This is a genomic window from Streptomyces caelestis, assembly GCF_014205255.1.
Classification (GTDB): domain Bacteria; phylum Actinomycetota; class Actinomycetes; order Streptomycetales; family Streptomycetaceae; genus Streptomyces; species Streptomyces caelestis.
The window spans coordinates 4,773,323-4,797,241 of the sequence record NZ_JACHNE010000001.1 but is presented as its reverse complement, the minus strand read 5'-3'; the positions used below and the strand labels follow the sequence as shown (position 1 = coordinate 4,797,241).

At 70.7% G+C, this 23,919-nt stretch carries 27 protein-coding genes and 4 pseudogenes; 10 read left to right on the top strand and 21 right to left on the bottom strand.

Annotated elements, in window-relative coordinates; genetic code table 11:
- Positions 1-135: 135 nt before the first annotated feature.
- Entirely contained in the window at positions 136-972 is an 837-nt protein-coding gene (locus HDA41_RS21950; RefSeq protein WP_184986379.1) for a PhzF family protein, read from the top strand.
- 12 nt (positions 973-984) lie between these two features.
- Here HDA41_RS21950 and HDA41_RS21945 read toward each other — a convergent pair whose 3' ends face one another.
- From HDA41_RS21945 to HDA41_RS21930, 4 genes are all read right to left on the bottom strand, one after another.
- On the bottom strand, positions 985-1,563 hold the full coding sequence (locus HDA41_RS21945; protein ID WP_184986377.1) for a Uma2 family endonuclease: 579 nt from the start codon (positions 1,561-1,563) through the stop codon (positions 985-987).
- A 50-nt stretch (positions 1,564-1,613) separates the two neighbouring features.
- On the bottom strand, positions 1,614-2,585 hold the full coding sequence (locus HDA41_RS21940) for a hypothetical protein (RefSeq protein WP_184986375.1): 972 nt from the start codon (positions 2,583-2,585) through the stop codon (positions 1,614-1,616).
- 277 nt (positions 2,586-2,862) lie between these two features.
- Complete coding sequence (locus tag HDA41_RS21935) at positions 2,863-3,045, bottom strand: DUF397 domain-containing protein (protein WP_184986373.1); 183 nt, start codon at positions 3,043-3,045, stop codon at positions 2,863-2,865.
- Positions 3,042-3,794, bottom strand: coding sequence for a helix-turn-helix domain-containing protein (locus tag HDA41_RS21930; RefSeq protein ID WP_184993626.1), 753 nt, complete (start codon positions 3,792-3,794; stop codon positions 3,042-3,044). The genes HDA41_RS21935 and HDA41_RS21930 overlap by 4 nt, the downstream gene beginning before the upstream one ends.
- Positions 3,795-3,941: 147 nt before the next feature.
- Here HDA41_RS21930 and HDA41_RS21925 point away from each other — a divergent pair, with 147 nt between their 5' ends.
- On the top strand, positions 3,942-4,343 hold the full coding sequence (locus HDA41_RS21925; protein WP_184986371.1) for a hypothetical protein: 402 nt from the start codon (positions 3,942-3,944) through the stop codon (positions 4,341-4,343).
- Positions 4,344-4,391: 48 nt separating this feature from the next.
- Here the strand turns inward: HDA41_RS21925 and HDA41_RS21920 are convergent, their stop codons facing one another.
- The 3 genes from HDA41_RS21920 to HDA41_RS21910 form a co-directional block, all read right to left on the bottom strand.
- The gene (locus HDA41_RS21920) at positions 4,392-5,051 is read right to left on the bottom strand and encodes a DUF5063 domain-containing protein (protein WP_184986369.1); all 660 of its coding nucleotides are present in this window, start codon (positions 5,049-5,051) and stop codon (positions 4,392-4,394) included.
- On the bottom strand, positions 5,044-5,643 hold the full coding sequence (gene recR, locus HDA41_RS21915; protein WP_003991835.1) for a recombination mediator RecR: 600 nt from the start codon (positions 5,641-5,643) through the stop codon (positions 5,044-5,046). The genes HDA41_RS21920 and recR overlap by 8 nt, the downstream gene beginning before the upstream one ends.
- 103 nt (positions 5,644-5,746) lie before the next feature.
- Positions 5,747-6,088: a YbaB/EbfC family nucleoid-associated protein gene (locus HDA41_RS21910; protein ID WP_184986367.1), complete on the bottom strand. Its 342-nt coding sequence runs from the start codon at positions 6,086-6,088 to the stop codon at positions 5,747-5,749.
- A gap of 242 nt (positions 6,089-6,330) precedes the next feature.
- Here HDA41_RS21910 and HDA41_RS21905 point away from each other — a divergent pair, with 242 nt between their 5' ends.
- Positions 6,331-7,086 carry an SLATT domain-containing protein gene (locus HDA41_RS21905; protein ID WP_184986365.1) on the top strand — a complete coding sequence of 252 codons (756 nt, stop codon included), beginning with the start codon at positions 6,331-6,333 and terminating at the stop codon, positions 7,084-7,086.
- Positions 7,087-7,235: 149 nt separating this feature from the next.
- Here the strand turns inward: HDA41_RS21905 and HDA41_RS21900 are convergent, their stop codons facing one another.
- From HDA41_RS21900 to HDA41_RS21890, 3 genes are all read right to left on the bottom strand, one after another.
- Positions 7,236-9,248, bottom strand: coding sequence for a serine/threonine-protein kinase (locus HDA41_RS21900; protein ID WP_184986363.1), 2,013 nt, complete (start codon positions 9,246-9,248; stop codon positions 7,236-7,238).
- 79 nt (positions 9,249-9,327) lie between these two features.
- Complete coding sequence (locus HDA41_RS21895; protein WP_184986361.1) at positions 9,328-9,786, bottom strand: MarR family winged helix-turn-helix transcriptional regulator; 459 nt, start codon at positions 9,784-9,786, stop codon at positions 9,328-9,330.
- The gene (locus HDA41_RS21890; RefSeq protein ID WP_184986358.1) at positions 9,783-10,400 is read right to left on the bottom strand and encodes a type 1 glutamine amidotransferase family protein; all 618 of its coding nucleotides are present in this window, start codon (positions 10,398-10,400) and stop codon (positions 9,783-9,785) included. Before HDA41_RS21890 ends, HDA41_RS21895 begins: the two co-directional genes overlap by 4 nt.
- 162 nt (positions 10,401-10,562) lie before the next feature.
- Here HDA41_RS21890 and HDA41_RS21885 point away from each other — a divergent pair, with 162 nt between their 5' ends.
- The 3 genes from HDA41_RS21885 (at position 10,563) to HDA41_RS21875 (ending at position 13,533) form a co-directional block, all read left to right on the top strand.
- Positions 10,563-11,918 carry an aspartate aminotransferase family protein gene (locus HDA41_RS21885; protein ID WP_184986356.1) on the top strand — a complete coding sequence of 452 codons (1,356 nt, stop codon included), beginning with the start codon at positions 10,563-10,565 and terminating at the stop codon, positions 11,916-11,918.
- A gap of 139 nt (positions 11,919-12,057) precedes the next feature.
- Positions 12,058-12,759 carry a GntR family transcriptional regulator gene (locus HDA41_RS21880; protein WP_184986354.1) on the top strand — a complete coding sequence of 234 codons (702 nt, stop codon included), beginning with the start codon at positions 12,058-12,060 and terminating at the stop codon, positions 12,757-12,759.
- A 123-nt stretch (positions 12,760-12,882) separates the two neighbouring features.
- The gene (locus tag HDA41_RS21875; RefSeq protein ID WP_184986352.1) at positions 12,883-13,533 is read left to right on the top strand and encodes a putative DNA-mimic protein; all 651 of its coding nucleotides are present in this window, start codon (positions 12,883-12,885) and stop codon (positions 13,531-13,533) included.
- A gap of 1 nt (position 13,534) precedes the next feature.
- Here HDA41_RS21875 and HDA41_RS21870 read toward each other — a convergent pair whose 3' ends face one another.
- Together HDA41_RS21870 and HDA41_RS21865 are read right to left on the bottom strand one after the other, a co-directional pair.
- Positions 13,535-13,828: a hypothetical protein gene (locus HDA41_RS21870; protein WP_184986350.1), complete on the bottom strand. Its 294-nt coding sequence runs from the start codon at positions 13,826-13,828 to the stop codon at positions 13,535-13,537.
- 109 nt (positions 13,829-13,937) lie between these two features.
- Complete coding sequence (locus HDA41_RS21865; protein ID WP_184986348.1) at positions 13,938-15,221, bottom strand: adenylosuccinate synthase; 1,284 nt, start codon at positions 15,219-15,221, stop codon at positions 13,938-13,940.
- 185 nt (positions 15,222-15,406) lie between these two features.
- On the opposite strand from HDA41_RS21865, the gene HDA41_RS21860 reads away from it, so the two are divergent.
- Entirely contained in the window at positions 15,407-16,270 is an 864-nt protein-coding gene (locus tag HDA41_RS21860) for a diacylglycerol kinase family protein (protein WP_184986346.1), read from the top strand.
- A 14-nt stretch (positions 16,271-16,284) separates the two neighbouring features.
- Here HDA41_RS21860 and HDA41_RS21855 read toward each other — a convergent pair.
- Positions 16,285-16,428: pseudogene (locus HDA41_RS21855) on the bottom strand (MarR family transcriptional regulator); the annotation flags it as partial.
- A gap of 3 nt (positions 16,429-16,431) precedes the next feature.
- Between HDA41_RS21855 and HDA41_RS21850 the strand changes: the two are divergent.
- Positions 16,432-17,040: pseudogene (locus HDA41_RS21850) on the top strand (efflux permease Rv1217c-related protein); the annotation flags it as partial.
- Here HDA41_RS21850 and HDA41_RS21845 read toward each other — a convergent pair.
- The 3 genes from HDA41_RS21845 to HDA41_RS42310 form a co-directional block, all read right to left on the bottom strand.
- Entirely contained in the window at positions 17,041-17,637 is a 597-nt protein-coding gene (locus tag HDA41_RS21845; RefSeq protein WP_184993624.1) for a Uma2 family endonuclease, read from the bottom strand.
- Positions 17,638-17,724: 87 nt separating this feature from the next.
- On the bottom strand, positions 17,725-18,945 hold the full coding sequence (locus HDA41_RS21840; protein ID WP_184986344.1) for a cytochrome P450: 1,221 nt from the start codon (positions 18,943-18,945) through the stop codon (positions 17,725-17,727).
- Between the two features lie 9 nt (positions 18,946-18,954).
- The gene (locus HDA41_RS42310; RefSeq protein WP_311772154.1) at positions 18,955-19,044 is read right to left on the bottom strand and encodes a hypothetical protein; all 90 of its coding nucleotides are present in this window, start codon (positions 19,042-19,044) and stop codon (positions 18,955-18,957) included.
- Positions 19,045-19,167: 123 nt separating this feature from the next.
- Between HDA41_RS42310 and HDA41_RS41425 the strand changes: the two are divergent.
- Together HDA41_RS41425 and HDA41_RS21830 are read left to right on the top strand one after the other, a co-directional pair.
- Positions 19,168-19,416, top strand: a pseudogene (locus tag HDA41_RS41425) (ATP-binding protein); the annotation flags it as partial.
- A gap of 145 nt (positions 19,417-19,561) precedes the next feature.
- On the top strand, positions 19,562-20,398 hold the full coding sequence (locus tag HDA41_RS21830) for a DUF2182 domain-containing protein (protein ID WP_184986342.1): 837 nt from the start codon (positions 19,562-19,564) through the stop codon (positions 20,396-20,398).
- 9 nt (positions 20,399-20,407) lie between these two features.
- Here HDA41_RS21830 and HDA41_RS42755 read toward each other — a convergent pair whose 3' ends face one another.
- From HDA41_RS42755 to HDA41_RS21805, 5 genes and pseudogenes are all read right to left on the bottom strand, one after another.
- Positions 20,408-20,566, bottom strand: a complete 159-nt coding sequence (locus HDA41_RS42755) for a hypothetical protein (RefSeq protein ID WP_221511578.1) — start codon at positions 20,564-20,566, stop codon at positions 20,408-20,410.
- A gap of 108 nt (positions 20,567-20,674) precedes the next feature.
- Positions 20,675-21,298 carry a DUF1326 domain-containing protein gene (locus tag HDA41_RS21820; protein WP_184986340.1) on the bottom strand — a complete coding sequence of 208 codons (624 nt, stop codon included), beginning with the start codon at positions 21,296-21,298 and terminating at the stop codon, positions 20,675-20,677.
- Positions 21,299-21,547: 249 nt separating this feature from the next.
- A pseudogene (locus tag HDA41_RS21815) lies at positions 21,548-21,835 on the bottom strand (DUF1326 domain-containing protein); the annotation flags it as partial.
- Positions 21,836-21,872: 37 nt separating this feature from the next.
- Positions 21,873-22,538: a response regulator gene (locus HDA41_RS21810; protein WP_184986338.1), complete on the bottom strand. Its 666-nt coding sequence runs from the start codon at positions 22,536-22,538 to the stop codon at positions 21,873-21,875.
- Entirely contained in the window at positions 22,535-23,872 is a 1,338-nt protein-coding gene (locus tag HDA41_RS21805; RefSeq protein ID WP_184986336.1) for a sensor histidine kinase, read from the bottom strand. Before HDA41_RS21805 ends, HDA41_RS21810 begins: the two co-directional genes overlap by 4 nt.
- Between the last annotated feature and the right edge of the window lie 47 nt (positions 23,873-23,919).

Sequence of the window (23,919 nt, the reverse complement as noted above, 5' to 3'; positions counted from 1 at the left end):
CGCTTCTTCTGCGGTGGAAGTGACTCCAGACTCGCGTGTCACCGGTTAGCGGCCGTGCAACCCACGTACAGGAGCCGTACAAGGAGCTCCCAAAATACGCAGCAGGAGCGTGGAGCCGGACGCTACTGTCTCGGCATGGAGATATTGCGCTACGTGGCGTTCAGCACGGATCCCAAGGGCGGCAACCCCGCGGGGGTGGTGCTTGACGCCACGGGGACCGACGACGCGACGCTGCTGGCGACGGCGGCCGAAGTCGGCTACTCCGAGACGGCGTTCGTCGTGCCGTCCGGCGACGGTGCCCTGGACGTGCGGTACTTCAGCCCGCTCGCCGAGGTGCCGTTCTGCGGCCACGCCACGATCGCGACGGCCGTGGCCCACGCGGAGCGGCACGGCACCGGACGCCTGCGGCTGCGCACGGCGGCGGGCCCTGTCACCGTCACCACCGACCGGGCGGCGGACGGCACCCTCGTGGCGACGCTGGTAAGCGTCGCGCCGCGTACGGCACCGGTCGAGGAAGCCGAGCTGGCCGAACTGCTGGGGATCCTGGGCTGGTCCGCCGAGGACCTGGACCCGGCGCTGCCGCCCCGCGCGGCCTTCGCCGGAGCCTGGCACCCGGTCATCGCCGCGGCGAGCCGGGACCGGCTGGCCGGCCTGGACTACGACATGGCCGCGCTCGCCGCGCTCATGGCCCGCAAGGACTGGACCACGATCGATCTGGTCTGGCGGGAGTCCCCCACGGTCTTCCACGCCCGCAACCCGTTCCCGCCCGGCGGTGTGGTCGAGGACCCGGCCACGGGGGCGGCGGCTGCCGCGTTCGGTGGCTACCTGCGGGAACTCGGGCTCGTCCCGGTCCCCGCGACCTTGACCGTTCACCAGGGCGTGGACATGGGCCGGCCGAGCACGATCACGGTGACGGTACCGGCGGAGGCGGACACGGGCATTGGCGTGACCGGCGCGGCCGTACGGCTCTGAGGGGTCTCGGCCTCAGTCGACGAACTCCTTCAGCGGCTCGGTGTCCAGGGCGAAGTCGACCGGCTCGGGGAGCTTGAGGGTGGCGCCGAAGGGCAGCTTCTCCTCGTGGCGGTAGCGGCCGTTCTCGGGCTGGTTGAACACGACGACCGACGCGTCGTCCCGGTCGATGAGGAGGTAGACGGGGATGCCTGCGGCCGCGTAGGCATCGGGCTTCTCGACTCGGTCGCGCTGATGCGTGTCGGAGTCGTACGACGTGACTTCCACAGCCATGAGCACGCCAGCAGTTTCTGACCAGTCTCCATGCCCCTTCGGGAACCCGAACGGGGCCAGAACACCGTCCGGACGTGCCCGTCCCTTGCGATAGCTTTCGACCTTCATGCCACGGTCTCCATAGAGCCACAGCTCGGGACGATGCTGCATACACAGCCTCTGCAACCAGGCGATGATCTGGTCGTGGTTGCCATCCGTCACTGCCTTGACCTGGACCTTCCCATTGATGAACTCCAGCCGCACGGTCTCCGGGGCATGGCGTTCGAGCTCCTCGAACTCCTCGACGGTCATCTGCGGCCGGTGCTCGGTCCTGGGGGTCATGGCGTCGCCTCCTTGACTCCATGGTGCCCTGGCCGGGGCCTCCCGCACGCTCACAGCGCCCTCTCGGCCTTCGAGCGCAGGCCGCCCGCGGCCCGTACCTCGGCCGCGCGGCGGGCGACGTCCACGACCTCGTACACGGGATCCGGGTTGGCCAGAAACGTGTCGGGGACGTATCCGGCGTCCAGCTCACCGGCCGCCTCGGCCGCCAGATCCGCCTCGTACTCGGCGCGGCAGTCCGGGCACATGCCGCCCTCGATCTTCGTGGTCAGCTCGTCCGCGTCGCAGGTGATGCAGCACATGACCACGCGGTCCACGCGGGCCCGGCGCGGTGCGGCCTTCTGCCGGATCTTCGCCTTCTTCGGGGGCATCTTGTCCTCCAGTCGTCTGCGGGCGAGCCCGCCCGGGTTGGTCACGGCGGGCGGAAGCCCGTCGGTCAGTGCTTTGGTGACGTCCTCGGGGGTCGAGCCACGCGACAGCCACTCCCCAACGAGCGATTCGAGGGATTGGCAGTCGGACTCGGACAGGGACATACGGGGGTCCGCCTCGCGGACGTCGGCGAGGGTGCGGTAGGCAGTGCGGGGCTGAGGTTCGGCTTCCGGGGCAGGCTCCTCGGCGGGCGCCTCGGGGGCGTCCGTCCTGGCCAGCCCGGGCCGGTAGTCGTCGGGGACGATCCTGCCCTTGCGCTCCCGGGCGAACTCCGCCCACCACTCCGGTGACCTGCGCGTACGCGACCAGTACGTCCGGGTCACCCACCGCATCGAGTTGTCCTCGACGGTGATGTGCTCCCGGATCTGCCGCGAGTGGCCGGCCTCGCTCAGACTCTTCAGCGAGGTGCGCACGGCCTGCTGGCCGTAGCGGGGATGCACGGACGCGATCGCCTTGTAGCCCATCGCGTGGCCCTCTTCGAGACGGTCGACGAAGACGGCGATCTCGCGGTCACGGGGGCTCAGGTGTGCGAAGTCCGGGTCGGCGTGCGGGTCTTCGTCACCTGCGGGGCGTTTGCCGTAACCCGTTTTGGCCATGGGGTGGGACGGGGACGGCAGGGCGGGACTAGGCTGGGAGCAAGCCACGATCGAAGGCCTCATTCGATTCGTCGGTCAGGCCCCGGAGCCGGTGTTGGCGCACCGACCGGGGCCGATCTATTGCCGCGAACCTAGAGGTGCTTCACGCTGTGGCGCAAGCCGGTCACGGAACGCCACCCGTTCGAGGTAGGCGGCCTACAACTCACCTACGGGCTTGGTTGGTTGGGTTGGTTTTTTCCAGCCCAGAAACCCAGGGGAAGGGCTCGAAGCCCGAGGCTCAAGCCTCGGGCTGAACTGCGGAGACGAACGCCGACCAGGCGGGGGCGGTGACGTGGAGCTCGGGGCCCGCGAGGGTCTTGGAGTCGCGGATGTGGACGGCGGTGGACAGGGCGACTTCGACGCAGGCGCCGCCCTCGTCGTCACTGTGGCGGGACTTGAACCACTTCAGCTGGTCGCTCACGACTGATCCACCATCCGTTCGATGAAACGGGCCGACCCGTCGGGGTCGAGAGCCTGCGTACGGATCATGCTAAGTCGCTGGGTCACTCGGTTGACAGCCCCGGGATCAGCCGAAAGTTCACTGGCCAGTGGGCCTTCTGTGAAGGCGAATCGCTCATGGTCACGAGTCTCCAGCAGAACCATAGGTCCCAGGAGCGCGGATGAGATGGCCCGTTCGAAGGGAAGCACCTGCAACACGACGTTCCGCAGGCGGGAAACCTCCAGAAGGTGACGCAGCTGATGAGCGTCCACCAGAGGGCTGCGCAGTACAGCTTCGTAGAGAACGAAGCTCAGTCCCACGGGCGGCTTCCGCTCGGTCAGAATGGCCTGCCGCTCCATGCGAGCCGCGATCCGCTCCTCCACCGTCTCCTCGTCCAGGGGCGGGATGCGGTTCTCGATGAGCGCTCGCGCGTACTCCTTGGTCTGCAACAACCCGGGGATGAGCGAGACTTCGTACCACCAAACACTGATGGCCTCCCGCTCCCTCTCCATGAAGTCCTGCGCCCGCGCCGGGAACTTCTCCCGCTGCAAGTACTCCTTGGCCGCGCTCAGAAAACCCTCGGCCCCGCACAACTCGTCAGCCGTGTCGAGGGCACGTGGCGTCGGCATGCGTACGCCCTGCTCCATGGACTTGATGGTGTCCAGGGAGTAGTTGGCGGCGGCGGCCAGCTCCTCCCGGCTGATGTTCGCCTTCGTACGCCAGCGCTTCATCTGGTTTCCGCTGTACCGCCAGGCGACCGGCGGTTGGGAATTGGAGTTGTACTGGCCCGACACAGCGCCCACCTCCGACGGCTACACCACGGCGTGTACCACAACAGTCGCTACCGAAAGTAGCCGCCTGAGCACGAGTGTGTAGCCATGACGAGCGCAATTCACCGCCCTGAGTGGGTTCCGGTGGCAGGTCATCAACTCCACGTCGCAGGAGTGCACTTCGACGCGGTCCGGGTCGAGGGCGTGCGGGGAGAGGTGGTCGCCGAGTGGCTGATCGAGGCGGCGGACGGGGACGCGGGGCCGATCGTGTGCGAGGCGAGCGGGCCTCGGTGGGTGTACTTCCTGTTGGCGCCCGGGGCGGTACGCCGACACGACTGGCCGCTCGGAGTGCAGCAGTTGGGCGGGCGGGACCCGCGTACGGTCACCGTCACGTACATCGGGATCCCGGCGCTGGACGGGAACACCTGGCCGCTCAGGTGGTACAGCGAGCCGACGCCGACCGCTCCCTACGTCGACGGGGAGGCGCTGGCCGCCGCCGTGGGCCGGTGAGGTCGCGGTGCCGCCACGGCCGCGCGGCGGCCGTGACGGGCCGGTGGGCTACTTGGCCGGGCGCAACCCCAGCGGCTCCGCGATCTCCTCCGCCATCACCCGGCCCGCCTCGATCTCCAGGGTGTCGTCGCCCATGTCCTGGTCCGTGTCCAGGCCGTCGAGTTCGGCCAGGGGCTGGTTGAGGCGGACGTGGGCGAGGACCGACTGGAGGGCGCGGAGGGTCGCGGAGGCGATGGAGCCCCAGTTGGAGAAGTAGGAGAACTGCCACCACCACAGGGCCTCCGCGGTACGGCCCGCCCGGTAGTGGGCCATGCCGTGGCGCAGGTCGGTGATGACGTCGGTGAGGTCGTCGGAGATCCGGGCCGGGACCGGAGCCTTGCGGGGCTCGTAGGGGTCGAAGACCTCCGAGTAGACGTCGACGGGGTCGAGGAGGCGGGCCAGGTTCTCGCGGAGCTCGTCGACGTCCGGCTCGGGGCCCGGATCGGGCTCGTAGCGCTCGTCGGGCAGGATGTCCTCGTGCGCGCCGAGGCGGCCGCCGGCGAGGAGGATTTGGGAGACCTCCAGGAGCAGGAAGGGAACGGCCGATTCCGGCTCGTCGCCCTTCGCGATCTCCGTGACGGCGACCAGGAAGCTCTCGACCTGGTCCGCGATCTGGACCGCGAAGTCGTCCGGGTTCTGTTCGGTCGCGTGCAGCGTGGCGTCAGACATCTAGGAGTCGTCTCCCCTCGAAGGCGCGACCGAGGGTCACCTCGTCCGCGTATTCCAGGTCGCCACCCACCGGGAGGCCGCTGGCCAGGCGGGTGACCTTCAGGCCCATGGGCTTGATCATGCGGGCGAGGTACGTCGCGGTCGCCTCGCCTTCGAGATTCGGGTCGGTGGCGAGGATGAGTTCCGTGACCGTGCCGTCGGCCAGGCGGGCCAGGAGTTCCCTGATCCGCAGGTCGTCCGGGCCCACCCCGTCGATCGGGCTGATCGCGCCGCCCAGGACGTGGTAACGGCCCCGGAACTCACGCGTGCGCTCGATCGCCACGACGTCCTTCGGTTCCTCGACGACGCAGATGACGGCGGGGTCGCGCCGGGTGTCACGGCAGATGTTGCACAGCTCCTCCTGCGCGACGTTGCCGCAGGTCGCGCAGAAGCGGACCTTCGCCTTGACCTCCATGAGCGCCTGGGCGAGCCGACGTACGTCCGTGGGCTCCGCCTGCAGGATGTGGAAGGCGATCCGCTGGGCGCTCTTAGGACCGACGCCGGGCAGCCGCCCCAGCTCGTCGATCAGGTCCTGGACCACGCCTTCGTACAACGGACTGCCTTTCCTGGGTCATCGAGGTCGCTCGGAAGGCCGGATGGCCTTCCCGTACGTACCGTAGTTGTCAACCGCCCGTCCGAGGAAGGCGGTGGGCGTCTCAGAACGGCAGACCGGGGATGCCGCCGCCGCCCAGACCCTGCGCGAGCGGGCCCAGCTTCTCCTGCTGGAGCGCCTGCGCGTTCTCGTTGGCCGCGTGCACGGCCGCCACGATCAGGTCGGCCAAGGTCTCGGTGTCCTCGGGGTCCACCGCCTTCGGGTCGATCTTCAGGTTGCGCAGCTCTCCGGCGCCGGTGACGGTCGCGGTGACCAGGCCGCCGCCCGCCTGGCCGTCGACCTCCGTCTGCGCCAGTTCCTCCTGCGCCTGTGCCAGGTCCTGTTGCATCTTCTGGGCCTGCTGGAGCAGCTGCTGCATATTGGGCTGGCCACCACCGGGGATCACGATCAGCTCCTTGCTCGGTACGGGTTTTCCCGTTCGGCACGAGCCTACGTGGTCGGGCCTGCCGTCGCCCCAGCACTCTTTCGAGTGAGTTCCACTCGCGCCGTATAACTGATCAAGGAATACTTCCGGGCGGAAAAGCGGCGAAAGCTACATCTCGCCACCCATTGGGGGGTAGGAAGGGTCCGGCGCGTGTGCGTCATGTGTGTCTCTTGTCACGCAGCGTGGTCAGTAGGGAGTGCCGGGTGGGTCAGCCGGAGATGCAGCCCGAGGGGCCGCCTCAGGATGGACGGGGCGAGGGGGCGGCCCGGCTGCGGCCGGGCGATCTGACCGGGCGGGCCTTCCCGCTCGGAGACTGGGGGGAGCCGGCGGTCCGGCTGGACGAGCTGTACCGGTGGGTGGAGCGCGGGGCGCTCGAGACGGCGGCCTGGTACCTGGAGGACCGGGTGTGGAAGCGGCGGTGCGCGCGGGCGCTGCGCTGCGGGACCGCGGTGGGGGCGGTCACCGGGGTCGCGCTGCCCCTGCTGGATCTGATCGGGGTCGCGGGCGGCATCGCGCCCTGGGGGTGTCTGGCGCTGCTGCTGGGGGTGGCGTGTGTGGCCGTCGACCGGTACTTCGGGGTGACGACGGGGTGGATGCGGGATGTGGCCACCGCGCAGGCCGTGCAGCGCCGGTTGCAGGCGCTGCAGTTCGACTGGGCGGCGGAGAGCGTGCGGGAGGTTCTGGGGCCGGCGGAGGGGACCGCGAGTGAGGCGGCCGAGCGGTGTCTCGGGGTGCTGCGGAGGTTCTCCGAGGATGTGAGTGAGCTGGTGCGGGGGGAGACCGCGGAGTGGGTGGGGGAGTTTCGGAGCGGGGGTGCGCCGGTGGGGTTGCAGGCGGTGGCGTTCTCGGGGAGTGGGCGCGGGGGCGAGGCGGGGAGCTTCCCTGGGCGGTTTTCCGTGCCGCCGGGGGGTGGTGCGCGGCCCAACATGCCTCGGCAGCGGCCGCCGGAGCCGAGGTGACTGTGCGTTTGGGCTGGGGCCGGGCGGGTGCGCAGTTCGGCGCTACGAGGTGCCGCTCCTTCGGGACGGGTGCCGTCCCGGGCGGGTGACCGAGACGCCGCGGACGGTGCGGCCGGCGAACACCGTGGTCGGGCCGTGAAGTTCGGGGTTCACTGCCTCGTGTACGTCAACTTCTCCCCGCTGCCGCTGTTCACGCGCTGGAGCGTGCCGTCCGAAAGGACGGTGATCTCGGTGGCGGCGCCCGGGGTGCAGGCGGTGCGCGGCCGGCCGACGGTCACGGTGGACGGGCCGATCCTCACCGGGCCGTCGGCGTCGGGGGCGTCGGTCAGTTCGCCCTCGAACACGCAGTGGTAGCTGCCGTCCCCCTTCGTGGGGCCGTCGGCCACGAGGGACAGGACCGTGTCGCCGGGCCCGCCCTGCTGGATGGTCAGCCGACGGGTGTGCCGGCCGTCGGCGTTGTCGATGGTCGTGGTCCAGGTGCCCAGGTACGCCGTCGGGACCGAGCCGCCCGCCGGAGAGGCGGAGGTGTCCGGCTCCGAGGTCGCCGGGGAGGGGCCCGGCGTGGTCGGGGGCGCGCCGGTGCTCTGCGTGGGGGTGGGGTCGCCGCCGGCCCGGTCGCCGTCGCCGCCCTGCATCAGCGCGTACACCGAGCCGCCCGCCGCCAGTGCGACGACCAGGGCGATCAGGACGAGCAGCGCGGTGGAACGGCCGTTTCTCCGCGCCGGCTCCTGCGGCGGACCGTAGGGCGGGGTGGAGCCGTGGGGCGGGCTCGCGCCGTACGGCGGTGGGCCGTAGGGCGGGGTGGAGCCGTGGGGCGGGCTCGCGCCGTAGGGCGGGGTGGAGCCGAGGCCGCCGTAGGCGGGGTGGTACGGCGGGGCGCCGGGCTGGGGGTGCTGCTGGGGGTAGCCGTACGCCGGGTACGGGGGCGCGGGCGCGTGCGGGTGGGCCGGGGCCGGCGCTCCCGGGGTCTGCCGGGGCGCCGGGGCGGTGCCCGGGCCCGCGGCCATGGTGGGCAGATGGTTCAGCGGCGGTCCCTCGCCCGGGCGGCCCGGCGGGGGCGGGCCAGGGGGTGCGGCGGGCGCCGTCGTGGGGACCGGGGGCAGCGCGGCGACCGGGGACGATTCGTCGGCGGCGGGGCCGTGCTCGGGTGCCGGGTCGGGGCCGGGGCTCTCGTCAGGACCGGAACGCTGCCGCTCGGCAGGCGGCTCGGGAGAACCCGCTCCCTCAGCGGAGCCGGCCCCCTCCGGATCCTCCGCGTCCAGCAACCGCACCGCGTGCCGCCCGAGTTGGGCGACCAGGGCACTCGGGAGCCAGGGGTCGAGGGCGCGGCCGTCGGCGACGGTGTCGTCCGCGCCGGTGCGCTCCAGGACACGGTCGAGGGACGGGCGTGCGGCGGGGTCCTTGCGCAGGCAGTCACGGACCAGGTCGGCGATGCCCTCGGGGACGCGCTCCAGATCCGGTTCCTCCTGGGCGATGCGGAACATCAGGGCGTGCACGCCGCTGTTGGCGGTGCCGAAGGGCAGGGCGCCGGTGGCGGCGTAGGCGAGGACCGAGCCGAGGCAGAAGACGTCGCACGCCGGGGTGACGCGGTCGCCCCGCACCTGCTCGGGCGCCATGAAACCGGGCGATCCGACGAGCGCGCCGGTGCGGGTGAGCCCGCCGTCGGTCACGGTCTGCAGGGCCCGGGCGATACCGAAGTCGATGACGCGCGGGCCGTCGATGGTGACCAGGACGTTGGACGGCTTGAGATCGCGGTGGACGATGCCCGCGGCGTGGATGTCCTTCAGCGCGTGCGCGAGCCCGGCCGCGAGGATGCGGACCGTCCGCTCGGGCAGGGCACCGTGGTCGTGTCCGACGACCTGCTGGAGGCTCGGCCCGGCGACGTACCCGGTGGCCACCCACGGCACCGCCGCCTCGGTGTCCGCGTCCAGCACCGGCGCCGTCCAGTACCCGCCGACCCGCCGCGCGGCCCGCACCTCCTGCCGGAACCGCTCCCGGAACTCCTCCTGCGCGGCCAGTTCCTCGCGCACGAGTTTCACGGCGACCGTACGGCCCCGCTCCGAGCGGGCCAGATACACATGCCCCATGCCGCCCGCACCCAGCCGCGCCAGCAACCGGTACGCGCCGATCCGCTGCGGATCCCCGGGCCCCAACGTCTCCATCGCTCAGCCGCCTTCCCCCCACACGTGAGCAACGGATCGAGAATAGTGCGGGGCGGAGGCCGGGTGACCTGGGAGACGTCTACGGTTCCGTAACAGGCGGACCCACCTGGTCGACAACCTTGGACAGGCGTTCCAGTACCCGCACCGCCTCCGCCAGCTCCGCCTCCCCGAACTCCTCCGCCAGCCGGTCGGCGAAGGCCGCGTGCCCGGGGTCGATACGGGCGATCGCCGCACGCCCCCGCGCGGTCGGCGCGAGGAGCTTGGCGCGGCGGTGCGCGGGGTTCGGCCGGTACTCGGCGAGCCCGCGTTCCACCAGCAGGTCGGCGATGCGCTGCACGCTCTGCCGCGTGATGCCCATGGCGCGGGCGATGCCGGAGACCGGCAGCGGCTCACCGAGGACCGCACCGAGCACCTGCCACCAGGCGGCGGTGAGCCCGGCGGGCCGGGCCAGTTCCTCCGCCACGGCGAGGAACTGGCCGTTCAGCCGGAACACCCCGAGGGCGCTGCGGCTGAGCAGGTCCTGCCGCTCCCGGCTCATGCCGCCCCGGCCTTCTCCAGCACGGCGTACGCCGCCGCGTCGGAGTCGTGGAACAGCCGGTACCAGGCGTCGAGCACCTCGCCCTCGTACACCCCGAGCAGCCGGAAGATCTCCCGGGCGAAGGCGACGGGCTCGGTCGGGCCCGCGGTGACGAGGTTCCCGTCGGTGACGGCGTCGGTCTCGACATAGCGCGCGCCGCCCGCGTAGCCGGTCGCGGCCAGGTAGAAGGAGACCGCGCTGGTGTGGGACCGGTCGTCGAGCAGGCCCTCCCGGGCGAGCCCGGCGGTGGCCCCGCAGATCGCGGCGACCGGCACGCCCGCCTCCAGGAACGCCCGGGCCTTGCGGGCGAAGGGCGCCAGGTCACCGGACGTGTCCCAGAGGTCGGCGCCCGGGAGGATCAGCAGGGAGCTGTCCTCGGGCCGTACGTCGTCCAGGGCCGCGCCGGGCTGGATGCGCAGTCCGCCGATGCTGGTGACCGGGTCGGTGGACGGCCCGACGGTCCGGATCTCGTATCCGGCGCGGGCGAGATGGGCCGTGGCGTGGCCCGTCTCCCAGTCGGCGAGCGTGTCGTAGACGGCGAGATGGACGGGCTTGCGACCTGTGGTGGCGTTCATGGCTCCTCCTCGGACCCCTGTGCCTTATGACAGCATCCTGACATTTAGACAGCAGACTGTCAACGGGTTTGGTCCCGTATGGACAACCTGTCGCGGAATGCGGCCGACGGCAGACAGGCCGCCGATACCACCGCCCGCTGCCCCGCACCTACGCTCGCCCGCATGACCCCTCAGCCGAACCCCGAAGCCGGTGCCGCCGTCAAGGCCGCCGACCGTGACCACGTGTTCCACTCCTGGTCCGCTCAGGAGCTCATCGACCCGCTCGCCGTCGCCGGGGCGGAAGGGTCGTACTTCTGGGACTACGACGGCCGGCGCTACCTCGACTTCTCCAGCGGGCTCGTCTTCACGAACATCGGCTATCAGCACCCCAAGGTCGTCGCCGCGATCCAGGAGCAGGCGGCGAGGATGACGACCTTCGCGCCCGCGTTCGCGGTCGAGGCCCGGTCGGAGGCGGCACGGCTGATCGCCGAGCGGACCCCGGGCGACCTGGACAAGATCTTCTTCACCAACGGCGGCGCCGACGCCGTCGAGCACGCCGTCCGCATGGCGCGTCTGCACACCGGGCGCCCCAAGGTGCTCTCGGCGTACCGCTCGTACCACGGCGGTACGCAGCAGGCCGTGAACATCACCGGCGACCCGCGCCGCTGGGCGTCCGACAGCGGCACCGCCGGGGTCGTGCACTTCTGGGCGCCCTACCTCTACCGCTCCCGCTTCTACGCCGAGACCGAGGAGCAGGAGTGCGCGCGGGCGCTGGAGCACCTGGAGACGACGATCGCCTTCGAGGGGCCCTCGACCGTCGCGGCGATCATCCTGGAGACGATCCCCGGGACGGCCGGGATCATGGTCCCGCCGCCCGGCTATCTCGCCGGCGTGCGGGAGCTGTGCGACAAGTACGGGATCGTCTTCGTCCTGGACGAGGTCATGGCCGGGTTCGGCCGGACCGGCGAGTGGTTCGCGGCGGACCTGTTCGACGTCACGCCCGACCTGCTGACCTTCGCCAAGGGCGTGAACAGCGGGTACGTGCCGCTGGGCGGAGTCGCGATCTCCGGTGCGATCGCGGAGACCTTCGGGAAGCGCCCGTACCCCGGTGGTCTGACGTACTCCGGGCATCCGCTGGCGTGCGCCGCCGCCGTCGCGACGATCGGCGTCATGGCGGAGGAGGGCGTCGTCGAGAACGCGGCCCGGCTGGGCGCGTCCGTGCTCGGGCCGGAACTGCGTGAGCTGGCCGCGCGGCACCCGAGCGTGGGCGAGGTGCGCGGTGCCGGCATGTTCTGGGCGCTGGAGCTGGTCCGGAACCGTCGGACGCGGGAGCCGCTGGTGCCCTACAACGCGGCCGGGGAGGCGAACGCGCCGATGGCCGCCTTCGCCGCCGCCGCGAAGGGCAGCGGACTCTGGCCGTTCGTGAACATGAACCGGACACACGTGGTGCCGCCCTGCACCATCACCGAGGCGGAGCTGAAGGAGGGTCTCGCAGTCCTGGACGCGGCACTCTCGGCGGCGGACGAGCACACCGAGTAAACAGCCGTAATCCCGCCAGGGGCCGACCACAACCCGTCAGTAGCGGACCATCTCGTCCCTCGTTCGAACGCGTAAGGTGGCGTGCTCGTAGACATACACGTGCACGCCACCCGAACGCGACGAGGGAGACGCTCTGACCATGCCCCGCAGCTCCGGCAACGGCGCCGTGACGCGCAGCACCCTGCGGCAGCAGATCGCCGACGCGCTTCGTGACGAGGTGCTGGCGGGGCGGCTCCAGCCGGGGCAGGAGTTCACGGTCAAGGAGATCGCCGAGCAGTACGGGGTGTCCGCCACGCCGGTCCGGGAGGCGCTGGTCGACCTCTCCGCCCAGGGGCTCCTCGAAGCCGACCAGCACCGCGGCTTCCGCGTCCACGAGTACTCGGTCGAGGACTTCCGCGGCATGATCGAGGCCCGCGGCCTGGTCATCGAGGGGATGTTCGTCGCGCTGACCGAAGGGCGCCCCAACGCCGTGCGGCCCGACGACCCCCGGGCCGCCCCCCTCGTGGCCGGGGTCCGCAGGCGTGGCGAGGAGGCACAGCGGGCCGCCGCCGCCGGTGATCTCACCGTCCTCATCGGCTACGACCTGCGCTTCTGGCGCGAGCTCGGCGCCTGCTTCGGCAACCCCTACCTGGCCGACTTCCTGCACCGGCTGCGTGTCCAGAGCTGGGTGTGCGCCGTGCAGCACCTGCGCCGGCTCACCGATCTGCGCGGCGAGCTGTGGGCCGGTCACACCGAGTTGGTCGACGCGCTGATCGCCGGGGACAACGACACCGCGCGGGCGATCATCGCCCGCTACAACGCCCATTCCATCGCCCTGATCGAGCGCCTCGCTTCAGGATGACCGGCGTCGCTCGTGTTCGTATGGGTATGGGACATGCACGGCAGGAGCCGCTTCCGTGCCGCACCGATACCCTTCCCTGAGCACCGCGCCACCTGACCCACCGAGCTGAGCGAGGAGCCTTCTTTGGCCTGTGACCTGTGGCTGGTACCGCTCGTCGACGTGTTGTGCCACACGCCGGACAACCCGTTCGCCGAGGAACTCGCGCAATACAACAAGGTGCTCGCCGAGGCGGGGCTGCCGCCGGTGCCGGTGTACCAGTACATGCCGGGCCTGTCGGGCGACGTCGCCCCGGTCGCGGGCTTCGACTACGACGCGCTGCACTTCCTGCGCCGCGCCTATCTGCTCCAGGTGTGCGGCCTGCCGGTGACGCCCGTGGACGAACTCGGCGGCGACTACGAGCAGTTGCTGGAGATGTTCGAGTCGACGGCCCAGCAGTCGCACCTCGTCTGGCACTACGACCACGCGGGCGCGTACGTCCCCGTCGACTTCCCCAGCCCGCTCGCCGACGACGAGCTCCTCGCGGGCGGCGGTCCGCTGGGCTCCTCCCACGCCCTGCTGCGGGAGCTGGATCTGGTCGCCCCCGCGATCGGCATCGACCCGGCCAACCCGCCGGCCGCGCCCCAACCGCCGCTCGTGCCCACGGAACTGGAGGAACCCGCGGTCCCGGCCCCGTACGACCCCAGCCCGTTCGCCCGGGAACGCCATGTCTGGCTCGGCCTGCACGCGGCCGTGACGCGGAGTCTGGCGCAGGGGTCGATGATCGTGTTCAGCTGAGTCAGCCGGACAGCTGGGACAGCCCCTTCTGCACGTCGTCCAGGTTCATCACCGGGCTGTAGGACACCTTGGCGTCCGCTTCCCGGAAGAGCGGCTCGGTGATCACCGGCATCTGTGACGGGTCCTCCATGTCGAAGACCAGGAAGGCCGTGCGGTCTCCCTCATCCGGGAGGAAGTAGGCGGCTTCCGGGTGGACCTTTTCCACGAGCCCCTGGATCAGTTCGCTCATCTTGCCGCTGCTGACCAGCTCGTTCGCCTTTTCCGTATCGAAGTGGGCCTTGAGCAGTACGCGCATCGCACTCACCTTCTTCTGGTCGACGCACGCGGGGTGTTGCTTTCAGCCTATGCCCGCTCACCGGCGCCCGCGCGGGGCGCCGGTGAGCGGGCACGGACGGCCGTTCGGCCTACAGGAACGACTTGATCTCGATCGTCTCGTCCCGGCCCGGGCCCACGCCGATCGCGGAGATCGGGGCGCCGGACATCTCCTCCAGCGCCTTGACGTAGCTCTGGGCGTTCTTCGGCAGGTCGGCGAAGGACTTGGCCTTGCTGATGTCCTCGCTCCAGCCCGGCAGCATCTCGTAGACCGGCTTCGCGTGATGGAAGTCGGTCTGGGAGTACGGGAGCTCCTCGACGCGCCTGCCGTCGATCTCGTACGCCACGCAGACCGGGATCTGCTCCCAGCCGGTGAGGACGTCGAGCTTGGTGAGGAAGAAGTCCGTCAGGCCGTTCACCCGGGTCGCGTACCGGGCGATCACCGCGTCGAACCAGCCGCAGCGCCGGTCACGGCCGGTGGTGACACCGCGCTCGCCGCCGATGCGGCGCAGCGCCTCGCCGTCCTCGTCGAACAGCTCCGTCGGGAACGGGCCCGCGCCGACGCGGGTCGTGTACGCCTTGAGGATGCCGATGACCCGGCTGATCTTCGTCGGGCCGACCCCCGCGCCCGTGCAGGCGCCGCCCGCGGTCGGGTTCGAGGAGGTGACGAAGGGATACGTGCCGTGGTCGATGTCGAGGAGCGTGCCCTGGCCGCCCTCGAACAGGACGACCTTGTCCTCCTCCAGCGCCTGGTTGATGACCAGGACGGTGTCGGCGACGTACGGCGCGAGCTTGTCGGCGTAATCCAGCAGCTCCTCGACGACCTGGTCGACGGCGATCGCGCGCCGGTTGTAGAGCTTGGTGAGGATCTGGTTCTTGACGTCGAGGGCCGCCTCGACCTTCTGCGTGAGGATCGACTCGTCGTACAGGTCCTGCACGCGGATGCCGACACGGTTGATCTTGTCGGCGTAGGTCGGGCCGATGCCGCGCCCGGTCGTGCCGATCTTCCGCTTTCCGAGGAAGCGCTCCGTCACCTTGTCGACCGTGACGTTGTACGGCGTGATGATGTGCGCGTTACCGCTGAGGAGGAGCTTGGAGGTGTCGACACCACGCTCGTTCAGACCGCTCAGCTCGGAGAGCAGGACCGACGGGTCGACGACGACACCGTTACCGATGACCGGCGTGCAGCCGGGGGACAGGATTCCGGAAGGGAGGAGGTGGAGTGCGTACTTCTGGTCTCCGACGACCACCGTGTGGCCGGCGTTGTTGCCGCCCTGGTAGCGCACTACATAGTCCACGGATCCACCGAGCAGGTCGGTGGCCTTTCCCTTGCCTTCGTCACCCCACTGAGCACCGAGCAGCACAAGTGCGGGCACGCGCGTACACCCCTTCCGGGTGGGGCATGTCCATGGTCGAGGGCGAACGCGGAGGTATGAAGCCGCGTACACCGCGACCGCCGTTGGCCGCCAACCGTCGGACCGGATGCCCCGGAATAGACGAAGCCCCTGGCGCAATAGCGCAAGGGGCTCTTGCACAAAGATGCTACCCGAGGAAGCGAGGCATGGCCGAGGTGGCGACTTCCGCGACATCCGAGCAGCTGCTGGTGGTCATCGACCCGGTCGCCCGCCGGTCCGACGGCGAGTCCGTACGGATCGCGAAAGACGTGCTCCGAGCGGGTGCGGCCGTGAAGCTGTGCCTGCCGGAGGGGCCGGAGGAGTTCGCCCGGGCGCTGGCCCGGCGGGGCTCCCGGCGCCCGGTCGTGGTCGGCGACGACCGGGCCCTGATCCGTGCCGTGTCGCTGCTGCACCGGCATCGGGAGCTGGCCGGATGCGCGCTGTCGGTGGTACCGGTCGGGGGCGTGCTGTCCCTCGCCCGGTCGCTGGGGGTGCCGACGGGGACGGTGGCGGCGGCCCGGGCGGTGCTCGACGGGGTCGAGCGGCGGATGGACCTGCTGGTCGACGACAGCGACGGGGTGGTGCTCGGCGCGCTGCGGATACCGCCGTTGCAGGCCGGCCCGGAGACGCCGGACACCGAGGCCGGGCCGGGCCGCCCCTGGCTGCGGACCTGCCAGTCCCTGGTCCGCACCCTGGTCCCGGCCGGCCGGCCGTCCCGGCTCGCCTCCGCGCCCGAGCCCGGCCCGTCCCGGCTGCGCGTCGAGGTCGACGGCGAAACGCTCGTCGATCTGAACCAGCCGGTCGAGGCGGTGTCGGTGTCGCCCTCGGCCTCCGGCGTGGCGTCGGTGGAGGTCCGCCCGGTGTCGGTGGGCGCCGAGGCCTCACCCCTGCTCGCGCAGGGCCGGACGGTGACGGTGTCGGGGGCCCACTTCCGCTACCGGGCGGACGCGGTGGTGTCCGGTCCGGTGCGGACCCGGACGTGGGTGGTCCGGGAGGGGGCCTGGGGGCTGACGGTGCCGGCGGCGCCGTGAGCCGCGCCCGCTCGTCATTCAGGCCCGAACGTCTTCTCCCGGTGCACGCGCCAGCGCTCCATCATCTCCACGATCTCGGTCTCGACGAACTCGAAGAACGCGAGCGTCTCGGCCATGCGGCGGCCGGCCGGGGTGTCGGCGCCGAGGCTGGTGACGCCCTAAACGAGAACGCCCGGCGGATCTTCGAGCGGATGGGCGGCCGGTCGGGCCTGACGGACGCGTTCCTGGCGTCGATGGTCGGCATGCTCGGCCTGGTCGCGGCGCTGTACATCGTGGCGTCGGTGCTCCGCCTGCACGGCGAGGAGACCTCCGGCCGGGCGGAACCGGTCCTGGCGAACGCGGTGGGCCGCCTGCGCTGGGCCACCGGGCACCTGGTGATCGCCTTCGGCGGGGCCGCCCTGATCATGCTGCTGGCCGGGCTCGGCTTCGCCGTCGGCTACGGCAAGGAGACCGGGCCGATCCTGGGGGCGTGCCTGGTGCAGCTGCCGGCGGTGTGGGTGATCGGCGGGGTGGCGGTGCTGCTGCACGGCGTACTGCCCCGGGGCGCCGCGGCGGCCTGGGGCGTGGGCGGGGCGGTCCTGCTGATCGGCTGGGTCGGTCCCGCGCTGGATGTACCGCAGGCGGTGCTGGATCTCTCGCCGTTCGGGCATCTGCCGAAGCTGCCGGGAGGATCCATGGAGTGGGGGCCGGTGGTGGTGCTGACCGGGCTGGCGGTGGGGCTGGTGGCTGGTGGGCTGGCTGGGTTGCGGAGGCGGGACATGACCACGTGATCAGTCGACGTACTGCTTGAGTTCCTCGGTGTCGAGTTCGATCCCGAGGGGCTCAGGGAGCGAGAGCTTCGCGCCGAAGGACTTCCTCACCGTGCTGCGGTATCCCTCGCCAGGTGCCGGATCGCTGTACAGCGTGACCGAGCAGTCGTCGCGATCGATCAGCAGGTAATGAGGGATTCCGGCCTCTGCGTATCCCAGGGGTTTCTCCTCGCGGTCCCGCCGGTGTGTGTCGGCGTCGTAGGAGGTGACCTCGACCGTCATCACAACGCCCTTGGCGTCGGCCCAGTCCCCTTCGCCTGCGAACGTCCCCCGAGGCGCGAGCACGGCGTCGGGAAGTGCTCGGCCCTTGCGGTACTTCTCGATCCGCAGGCCCAGCTCACCACCTCCGTAAAGCCACAGCCCGGTCCCTGCCATCAGGAAGCACTCCTGCAGCCACCTGATGACCTCACTGTGGTTGCCGTCCGTCATGCCCTTGACTCCGACCCGTCCGTTGATGAACTCCAACCTGACGGCGTCGAACCTCTTGGCCACGAGTGCGGCGAGCTCCTCGAACTCCTCCACTGACATCTGAGCCGTGTGCTGCGCCATAACCGTCATGGTGCCCTCCTTCGCAGGCACAGACCAGCTTGCCGAGCAGCCTGTGAGCACTGGACGGATCGCGCACATGATCATCCAAACGGGTGATCACCCCACCTCCACGGCCAACCCCTCCAACCCCCTGATCACGAAGTTCGGCTTGCGGGCCGGCTCGGCGGCCAGTCGCAGCGTCGGGGCCCTGTCCAGCAGTGCCCCCATCGAAGCCGCCAGTTCGATGCGGGCCAGGGGTGCGCCGATGCAGTAGTGGATGCCGGCGCTGAAGGAGATGTGGGGGTTGTCCGGGCGGGTCAGGTCCAGGGCGGACGGGTTCTCGAACACCGTCGGGTCGTGGTTGGCGGAGCCGAAGAGCAGGGCGATCTCCGCGCCGCGCGGGATCGTCGTGCCGGCGAGTTCGATCTCGTCCAGGACCCAGCGCTCGAAGAGCTGGAGCGGGGTGTCGTAGCGCATCAGTTCCTCGACGGCGGAGGGGATCAGGGAGTGGTCCGCGCGCAGCAGCTCCAGCTGGGGCGGGTTGCGGAACAGGGCGTACCAGCCGTTGACCGTGGCGTTCACCGTCGCCTCGTGGCCGGCGTTGAGGAGGAGGACCGCCGTCGAGATCATCTCCTGCTCGGTGAGGCGGTCGCCCTCGTCATGGGCCGCGATCAGACCCGAGATGAGGTCCTCGCCCGGCTCCTTGCGGCGGGCCGCGATCAGGTCGCGCAGGTAGTCGGAGAACTCCACCGACGCCCTGACCGCCTTCGCCGCCGTCTCCTCGGACGGGTTCAGCTCGTACATCCCGCAGATGTCCGCCGACCAGGGGCGCAGCGGGGCCCGGTCGGACTCCGGGATGCCGAGCATCTCGGCGATCACCGCCACCGGGAGGGGCTCGGCGACGTCCTTCAGCAGATCGCCGCCGCCCGCTTCGGCCAGGGCCGAGGCGAGCTCGTCCGCCAGGCGCCACACGTACGGCTTGAGCCGCTCCACCGTGCGCGGCGTGAACGCCTTCGACACCAGGCGCCGGATGCGGGTGTGGTCCGGCGGCTCCAGGTCGAGCATCCCGTGGTCGTTGAGCGTGTGGAACGGCTCCTGCTCCGGCGGAGGCGCGGTGCGGCCGAACTCCTCGTGCGTGAACCGGTGCTGGTACGTCCGGCCCAGGCGCCGGTCCCGCAGCAGCGCCGAGACGTCCGCGTGGTGCGGGACGAGCCACTGGTTCGTGGGCTCGAAGTAGTGCACGCGGCCCCGGGCACGCAACTCGGCATAGGCGGGGTACGGGTCGGCGAGGAACGCCGGGTCCCACGGGTCGAACGCGAGGTCGGAAGCAGCTGCCATGGACGGACGCTAGCTCCACATCCCTCTGTCTGACCAGGGGTGCTGTGCCTTGAGCGCCTCGATGAACAGGGTGAAGGATCCGGTGGGGACGGAGAGCATGCCGTGGGAGGGGTTCTTGGAGTCGCGTATGGCTGTGCGGGTGGGGAGGGGCGATCTCTACGCAGGTGTCGCCCTCGCCGCCACCGGAGTACGTGGACTCGCGCCAGCTCATCGGAGTTCCTCGCCGTACTCCACGCCAAGGGCCCTGCCACCCTCCGCGTGCGCTGGTCGACCGGAGTACTCCGCATCGGCGCGTGGGACACAAACCCCGAACCGCCCGACCCTCCAGGAGCGTTGGCCTGCCTCAGCGACGCGGAAATCCGGCCGTGGCCTTGCCCTGGTCCGCGCCTGCGCCGACCTCTGGGGCTGGCAGCCGCCGGCCAGAGACGGCAACCGGGCAAGTAGGTGTGGTGCGAGCTGGCGCCCGCGTAGGGGGCTGGTCGCGCGGAACGCCGTGGTCGCGTCGCCGTGCTGCCCTCCCGGCATGGGCGGTCCCTCACTCAGCGTGAGTTCGGGCGAGGTCGCACCGTAGGTTCAGGAGTGGTCTGCTGGATGTATCACGTAGGAGGGCGTGCCGATGCGCTTCACTCGGAACTCCGTCCTCGTCCCCATGCGGACGCCCGCGCCGACCGGAACCGGCGGAGGGTTGCTGCCGAAGCGGGATCTCGCAGCCGCCTGGTTCCTCGTCGTCCTGATCGCGGTGCCTGCGTGGGCGCTCACGATCGGCCAGGCCCGGGGCATGGGGGTCGAGCCCGGCACCATGGGGATGGCGCTTCCCCTGTTCCTGCTGCTGTGGGTGACGATGATGGCGGCCATGATGCTGCCGTCGATGGCGCCGGTGGCCATCACGTGGGTGCGGGGGATCGGCCGTCAGTCCTCCGGCTGGACCCGGGCCGCTCGCACCGCCGAGTTCCTCGGCGGGTACCTGATGGTGTGGACGGCCTTCGGTGCGCTCGCCTATGCGGGCCTGGCCTTCACCGGCGATCTGGTGGCGGATCACCCGACCGCGGGGCGCTGGATCGGCTTCACCGCGTTCCTGCTGGCGGGGCTTTATCAACTCGGCCCGCTGAAGTACGTGTGCCTGCGGCACTGCCGCGATCCCATGAGCCACCTGATGCATTACGCCGGCTTCCGGGCACCGGCGCGTGACCTGCGGGTGGGCGTCCATCACGGCGCCTACTGCGTCGGCTGCTGCGCTGGGCTGATGGTGGTCCTGATCCCGCTCGGTGTGATGAACGTGGCGGCCATGGCCGGACTGGCCCTGGTGATCTTCGTGGAGAAGCTGTGGTCCAGGGGCCCGCTGCTCGCCCGGGTCGTGGGCTTGGCGTTCCTCGTCCTGGCCGTGCTCGCGCCGTTCCAGGACTGGCTGCTGCCGGGGCTGCAGGGCTCGATGCCGCCGATGAACGGCATGTGACTCACCTGGTCATCGTGAGCCAGGCCGCCCGACGGCAGCAGCTGAAGAAGCCCGCGCTCGACAGCACGGCACCAGATAGTTGAACAGCATGCGCCACCAAGTCGCGGCCGTGGCACCCCCGGCCGCGATCACCGCGCCCTGGTTGACGAGCGAGAGCAGAGTCCCCACCACCCGGGCGATCGGCGCGCACCTCGACAACGAGGCGCTGAGAACACCGTCGCCAGCAGCCGCGGTGCCTTACTTCTGCTCATACGGGTGTGCTGAAGCGCGCTCTCGTCAGGCGCGTCCCCGGCCGGCTCCTTCGGTCTCCTCGCTGCTGAAGACGTAATCGGCCGTCTCGCCGTACGACGCCTCGTAGCTCAGCCCGAAAGCATCGGAACGCCCGCTGGACCTGCCGACCTCGAACTCGGGAGCGAACCCGAACATGGCGTTCTTGATCTTTGTCGAACTGCCGTCGGGGCCGGTGAGCGGCTCGTAGGACAGCTCCGTCCTGCCCTCAACCGTGAGGCCGGGCCTCTCTCCGTCCGTGAGGGACACCTTCGCCCGCTCCATTCCAAGGTACTCGCCGTAGAACTGCGAGAGCTGGCCGAACGGACCACCTTCGCGACCGGAGAGGATGCGCTCCAGGGCGGTCGCCTGCTCGTCGCTCGCTGCGCTGTCCACCACGAGGCCGACCTTCCAGTTGCCGGAGGTCAGGTTCGACGGGAAGTGGTTGTAGAAGGCGAAGTCCACACCGGACAGGTCGACATCGTCCAGATTCCCGCCCGCAACGTGGAAGACGGCAGTGCCCAGGCATTCGGTCCCGCCTTTGGCGTCCCTGGGCTCGCCGTCGTACGGGCAACTGCACAGCACGGCGCACGAGCAGCCGGCGACGTACGTGCCGGATATCGTCCACGACATGGCTGCCCCCTTCTCCGAGGATGTAGGGACTGAAATTGCACTCACCTCTACGCTAGGTCTGCCAAATCGGCATGTAAATGCCGATTCCCGGCAACCCGGGTGAGCTGAAGCATGGCGCAGGTGAGACCTGCTCGTCGCCAATCAGGTGGACTTGCGGAAGACCCGTAATCGCCTGCGATCTGCGCAGGTATCACCCCTTGCACGAACAGGTCTGCGGCTTCGAACCGCACTTGCTCCCGCTCAGCCGGCTCAGGTGGGGCCGGTCCAGCCAAAGGGGAAGTGTTTGCTCGACTTGCCCGACCGGTCCCAGGTGAAGCCGAAGGCGTCGGCCCGGTCGGTGGTGGCGCGGCCCCAGGTGGCGATCTGGCCGGGTCCCACCTCGGCGCCGGGGGCGTTGTGCACCTGCACCCGTGCGCCTTCCGGGGTGGTCGGGCCGGTCAGCGCTTCGGCGGTTGCCATTACCTTTCCGGGGATTTCCGCGCGCCAGGCGGACATGTCCTCGTCGACCTCGATGCGGATGGGGGCGAAGTCCATGCCCCCTCCGTCTTCCTGCCTCGCCGCCCTCCCCGGGCGTTCACCCCGGCGTCACCAGCCGCGCCTCGTACGCGAACACCGCCGCCTGTGTCCGGTCCCTGAGCCCCAGCTTCACCAGGATCCGGCTGACATGCGTCTTGATCGTCGACTCGGCGACCACCAGCCGCTCGGCGATCTCCGCGTTCGACAGGCCCTGCGCGATGAGGACCAGCACCTCCGTCTCCCGGTCGGTGAGGTCGCCGTACGCCGCCTGCGCGGAGGGCATGAGGCGCGGGGTCTCGGAGAGCTTGGAGAACTCGGTGATCAGGCGCCTGGTCACCGAGGGGGCCAGGAGCGCCTCACCGGATGCCACGACCCGCACCCCGTCGGCGAGCTGGCGGGCCGAGGCGTCCTTGAGGAGGAACCCGGAGGCTCCCGCGCGCAGCGCCTGGTACACGTACTCGTCGAGGTCGAAGGTGGTGAGCACCAGCACCTTGGCCGCGCCGTCGGCGGCGACGATCTCGCGGGTCGCCTCGATGCCGTTCAGCTCGGGCATGCGGATGTCCATCAGCACGACGTCCGGGGCGAGCTCGCGGACCTTCACGACGGCCTCCCGGCCGTTCACCGCCTCGCCGACGACCTCGATGTCCGGCATCGCGTTCAGCAGGACCGAGAAACCCTCGCGCACCATCATCTGGTCGTCCGCGATCAGCACGCGAATGGTCATGCGTCGACCCCGTCCGGCAGGGCGACCGGCAGGAAGACCGCCACCTCGTAACCTCCGTCGTCCGTCCGGCCCGCCGTCATCTCGCCGTTCAGCATCGTCACGCGCTCCCGCATGCCCGTGATGCCGTGCCCGGCGCCGGGCGAGGGCTTGATCAGGCTCGGGTTCGGCGGCGGGCCGTTGACTATGCGCAGGCCCAGGCCGCCGAGCACGTAGCCGATCTCGACACGGGCGCTCGCACCCGGCGCGTGCCGCAGGGTGTTACTCAGGGCCTCCTGCACGATCCGGTACGCCGACAGCTCCACGCCCTGCGGCAGCTCGCGCACCGCGCCGGTCACCACCTTCTCGACGCCCAGTCCGGCCTCCCGCACATTGGCCAGCAGCGCTTCCAGGTCGGCGAGCGTGGGCTGCGGGGCGTCCGGGGCCTCATAGTCCTCGGCACGGACGACGCCCAGGACGCGGCGCAGCTCGGTCAGGGCCGCCACCGCGTTCTCCCGGATGGTGGCGAAGGCCTTCTCCAGCTCCGGCGGCGGGTTGTCCACCCGGTAGGGCGCGGCCTCCGCCTGGATGGCGACCACCGACATGTGGTGGGCGACCACGTCGTGCAGTTCGCGGGCGATCGTCGTGCGCTCCTCCAGCAGGGTGCGGCGGGAGCGCTCGTGCGCGGTGACCGTCTGCTGAGCCGTGACCTCCTGCTCCGCGTGGCGGCGGATGTGCCAGACGGTGACGGCGAGGAGGACGAACGCGGAGACGACCAGCATGGGGCCGGTGTTGGTGCCGTAACGGCCCGCCGTGCCGAAGAGCGTCTCCGCGAGGATGCCGTAGGCCGCGGTCAGCGCCCACATCCAGGCGGCCGTGCGCGGCCTGGTGCGTACGGCCACGATCGTCAGCACCGTCAGGTGACAGGCGAAGCTGCCCGGCAGCCAGGGCCAGTCGCCCCAGTCGTCGCCGAACGGGATAGCCAGGGGGGTGGCCGCCATGGACACCCAGAACGCGCCGACCGGCCGGGCCAGGGTCAGCAGGACCGGGACCGCCGCGAGCAGGCCGAGCATCAGGGCCATGCCCTGGTCGACCGTGGCGATGGCCAGGGCGATCAGGGCGGCCGCGCAGACCACGGCGTGCGGTGTCCAGGCCGCGAGCTCCCGCAGGCGGCCGGGCAGCCTGCTGGTCAGGGGGCCGTCGACGCGCATGCGCGGCAGCAGGCGGTAGGCGAAGGCGTCGTGGATGAGGTCCTGCCGCAGCCCGCGCAGGGCGTCCACGGCCAGCCGGTACTCCGGGCTGCGCGGCTTGGCCCCGTCCCCCGGCGGCGTGCTCTGCACGTGAGTCGTCTCGGTCACGTACAGAACGGTATGCGCACCCCCGGATCGCGGTCGTCCCCAGTGAG

What these genes read in the sequence shown, in the direction of transcription:
- HDA41_RS21950 (WP_184986379.1), top strand. Translation starts at nt 136, where the DNA reads ATGGAGATATTGCGCTACGTGGCGTTCAGCACGGATCCCAAGGGCGGC.
- HDA41_RS21945 (WP_184986377.1), bottom strand. Translation starts at nt 1,563, where the DNA reads ATGACCCCCAGGACCGAGCACCGGCCGCAGATGACCGTCGAGGAGTTC.
- HDA41_RS21940 (WP_184986375.1), bottom strand. Translation starts at nt 2,585, where the DNA reads ATGGCCAAAACGGGTTACGGCAAACGCCCCGCAGGTGACGAAGACCCG.
- HDA41_RS21930 (WP_184993626.1), bottom strand. Translation starts at nt 3,794, where the DNA reads ATGAAGCGCTGGCGTACGAAGGCGAACATCAGCCGGGAGGAGCTGGCC.
- HDA41_RS21925 (WP_184986371.1), top strand. Translation starts at nt 3,942, where the DNA reads ATGACGAGCGCAATTCACCGCCCTGAGTGGGTTCCGGTGGCAGGTCAT.
- HDA41_RS21920 (WP_184986369.1), bottom strand. Translation starts at nt 5,051, where the DNA reads ATGTCTGACGCCACGCTGCACGCGACCGAACAGAACCCGGACGACTTC.
- HDA41_RS21900 (WP_184986363.1), bottom strand. Translation starts at nt 9,248, where the DNA reads ATGGAGACGTTGGGGCCCGGGGATCCGCAGCGGATCGGCGCGTACCGG.
- HDA41_RS21895 (WP_184986361.1), bottom strand. Translation starts at nt 9,786, where the DNA reads ATGAGCCGGGAGCGGCAGGACCTGCTCAGCCGCAGCGCCCTCGGGGTG.
- HDA41_RS21890 (WP_184986358.1), bottom strand. Translation starts at nt 10,400, where the DNA reads ATGAACGCCACCACAGGTCGCAAGCCCGTCCATCTCGCCGTCTACGAC.
- HDA41_RS21885 (WP_184986356.1), top strand. Translation starts at nt 10,563, where the DNA reads ATGACCCCTCAGCCGAACCCCGAAGCCGGTGCCGCCGTCAAGGCCGCC.
- HDA41_RS21880 (WP_184986354.1), top strand. Translation starts at nt 12,058, where the DNA reads ATGCCCCGCAGCTCCGGCAACGGCGCCGTGACGCGCAGCACCCTGCGG.
- HDA41_RS21870 (WP_184986350.1), bottom strand. Translation starts at nt 13,828, where the DNA reads ATGCGCGTACTGCTCAAGGCCCACTTCGATACGGAAAAGGCGAACGAG.
- HDA41_RS21860 (WP_184986346.1), top strand. Translation starts at nt 15,407, where the DNA reads ATGGCCGAGGTGGCGACTTCCGCGACATCCGAGCAGCTGCTGGTGGTC.
- HDA41_RS21845 (WP_184993624.1), bottom strand. Translation starts at nt 17,637, where the DNA reads ATGACGGTTATGGCGCAGCACACGGCTCAGATGTCAGTGGAGGAGTTC.
- HDA41_RS21840 (WP_184986344.1), bottom strand. Translation starts at nt 18,945, where the DNA reads ATGGCAGCTGCTTCCGACCTCGCGTTCGACCCGTGGGACCCGGCGTTC.
- HDA41_RS42310 (WP_311772154.1), bottom strand. Translation starts at nt 19,044, where the DNA reads ATGCTCTCCGTCCCCACCGGATCCTTCACCCTGTTCATCGAGGCGCTC.
- HDA41_RS21830 (WP_184986342.1), top strand. Translation starts at nt 19,562, where the DNA reads ATGCGCTTCACTCGGAACTCCGTCCTCGTCCCCATGCGGACGCCCGCG.
- HDA41_RS21820 (WP_184986340.1), bottom strand. Translation starts at nt 21,298, where the DNA reads ATGTCGTGGACGATATCCGGCACGTACGTCGCCGGCTGCTCGTGCGCC.
- HDA41_RS21810 (WP_184986338.1), bottom strand. Translation starts at nt 22,538, where the DNA reads ATGACCATTCGCGTGCTGATCGCGGACGACCAGATGATGGTGCGCGAG.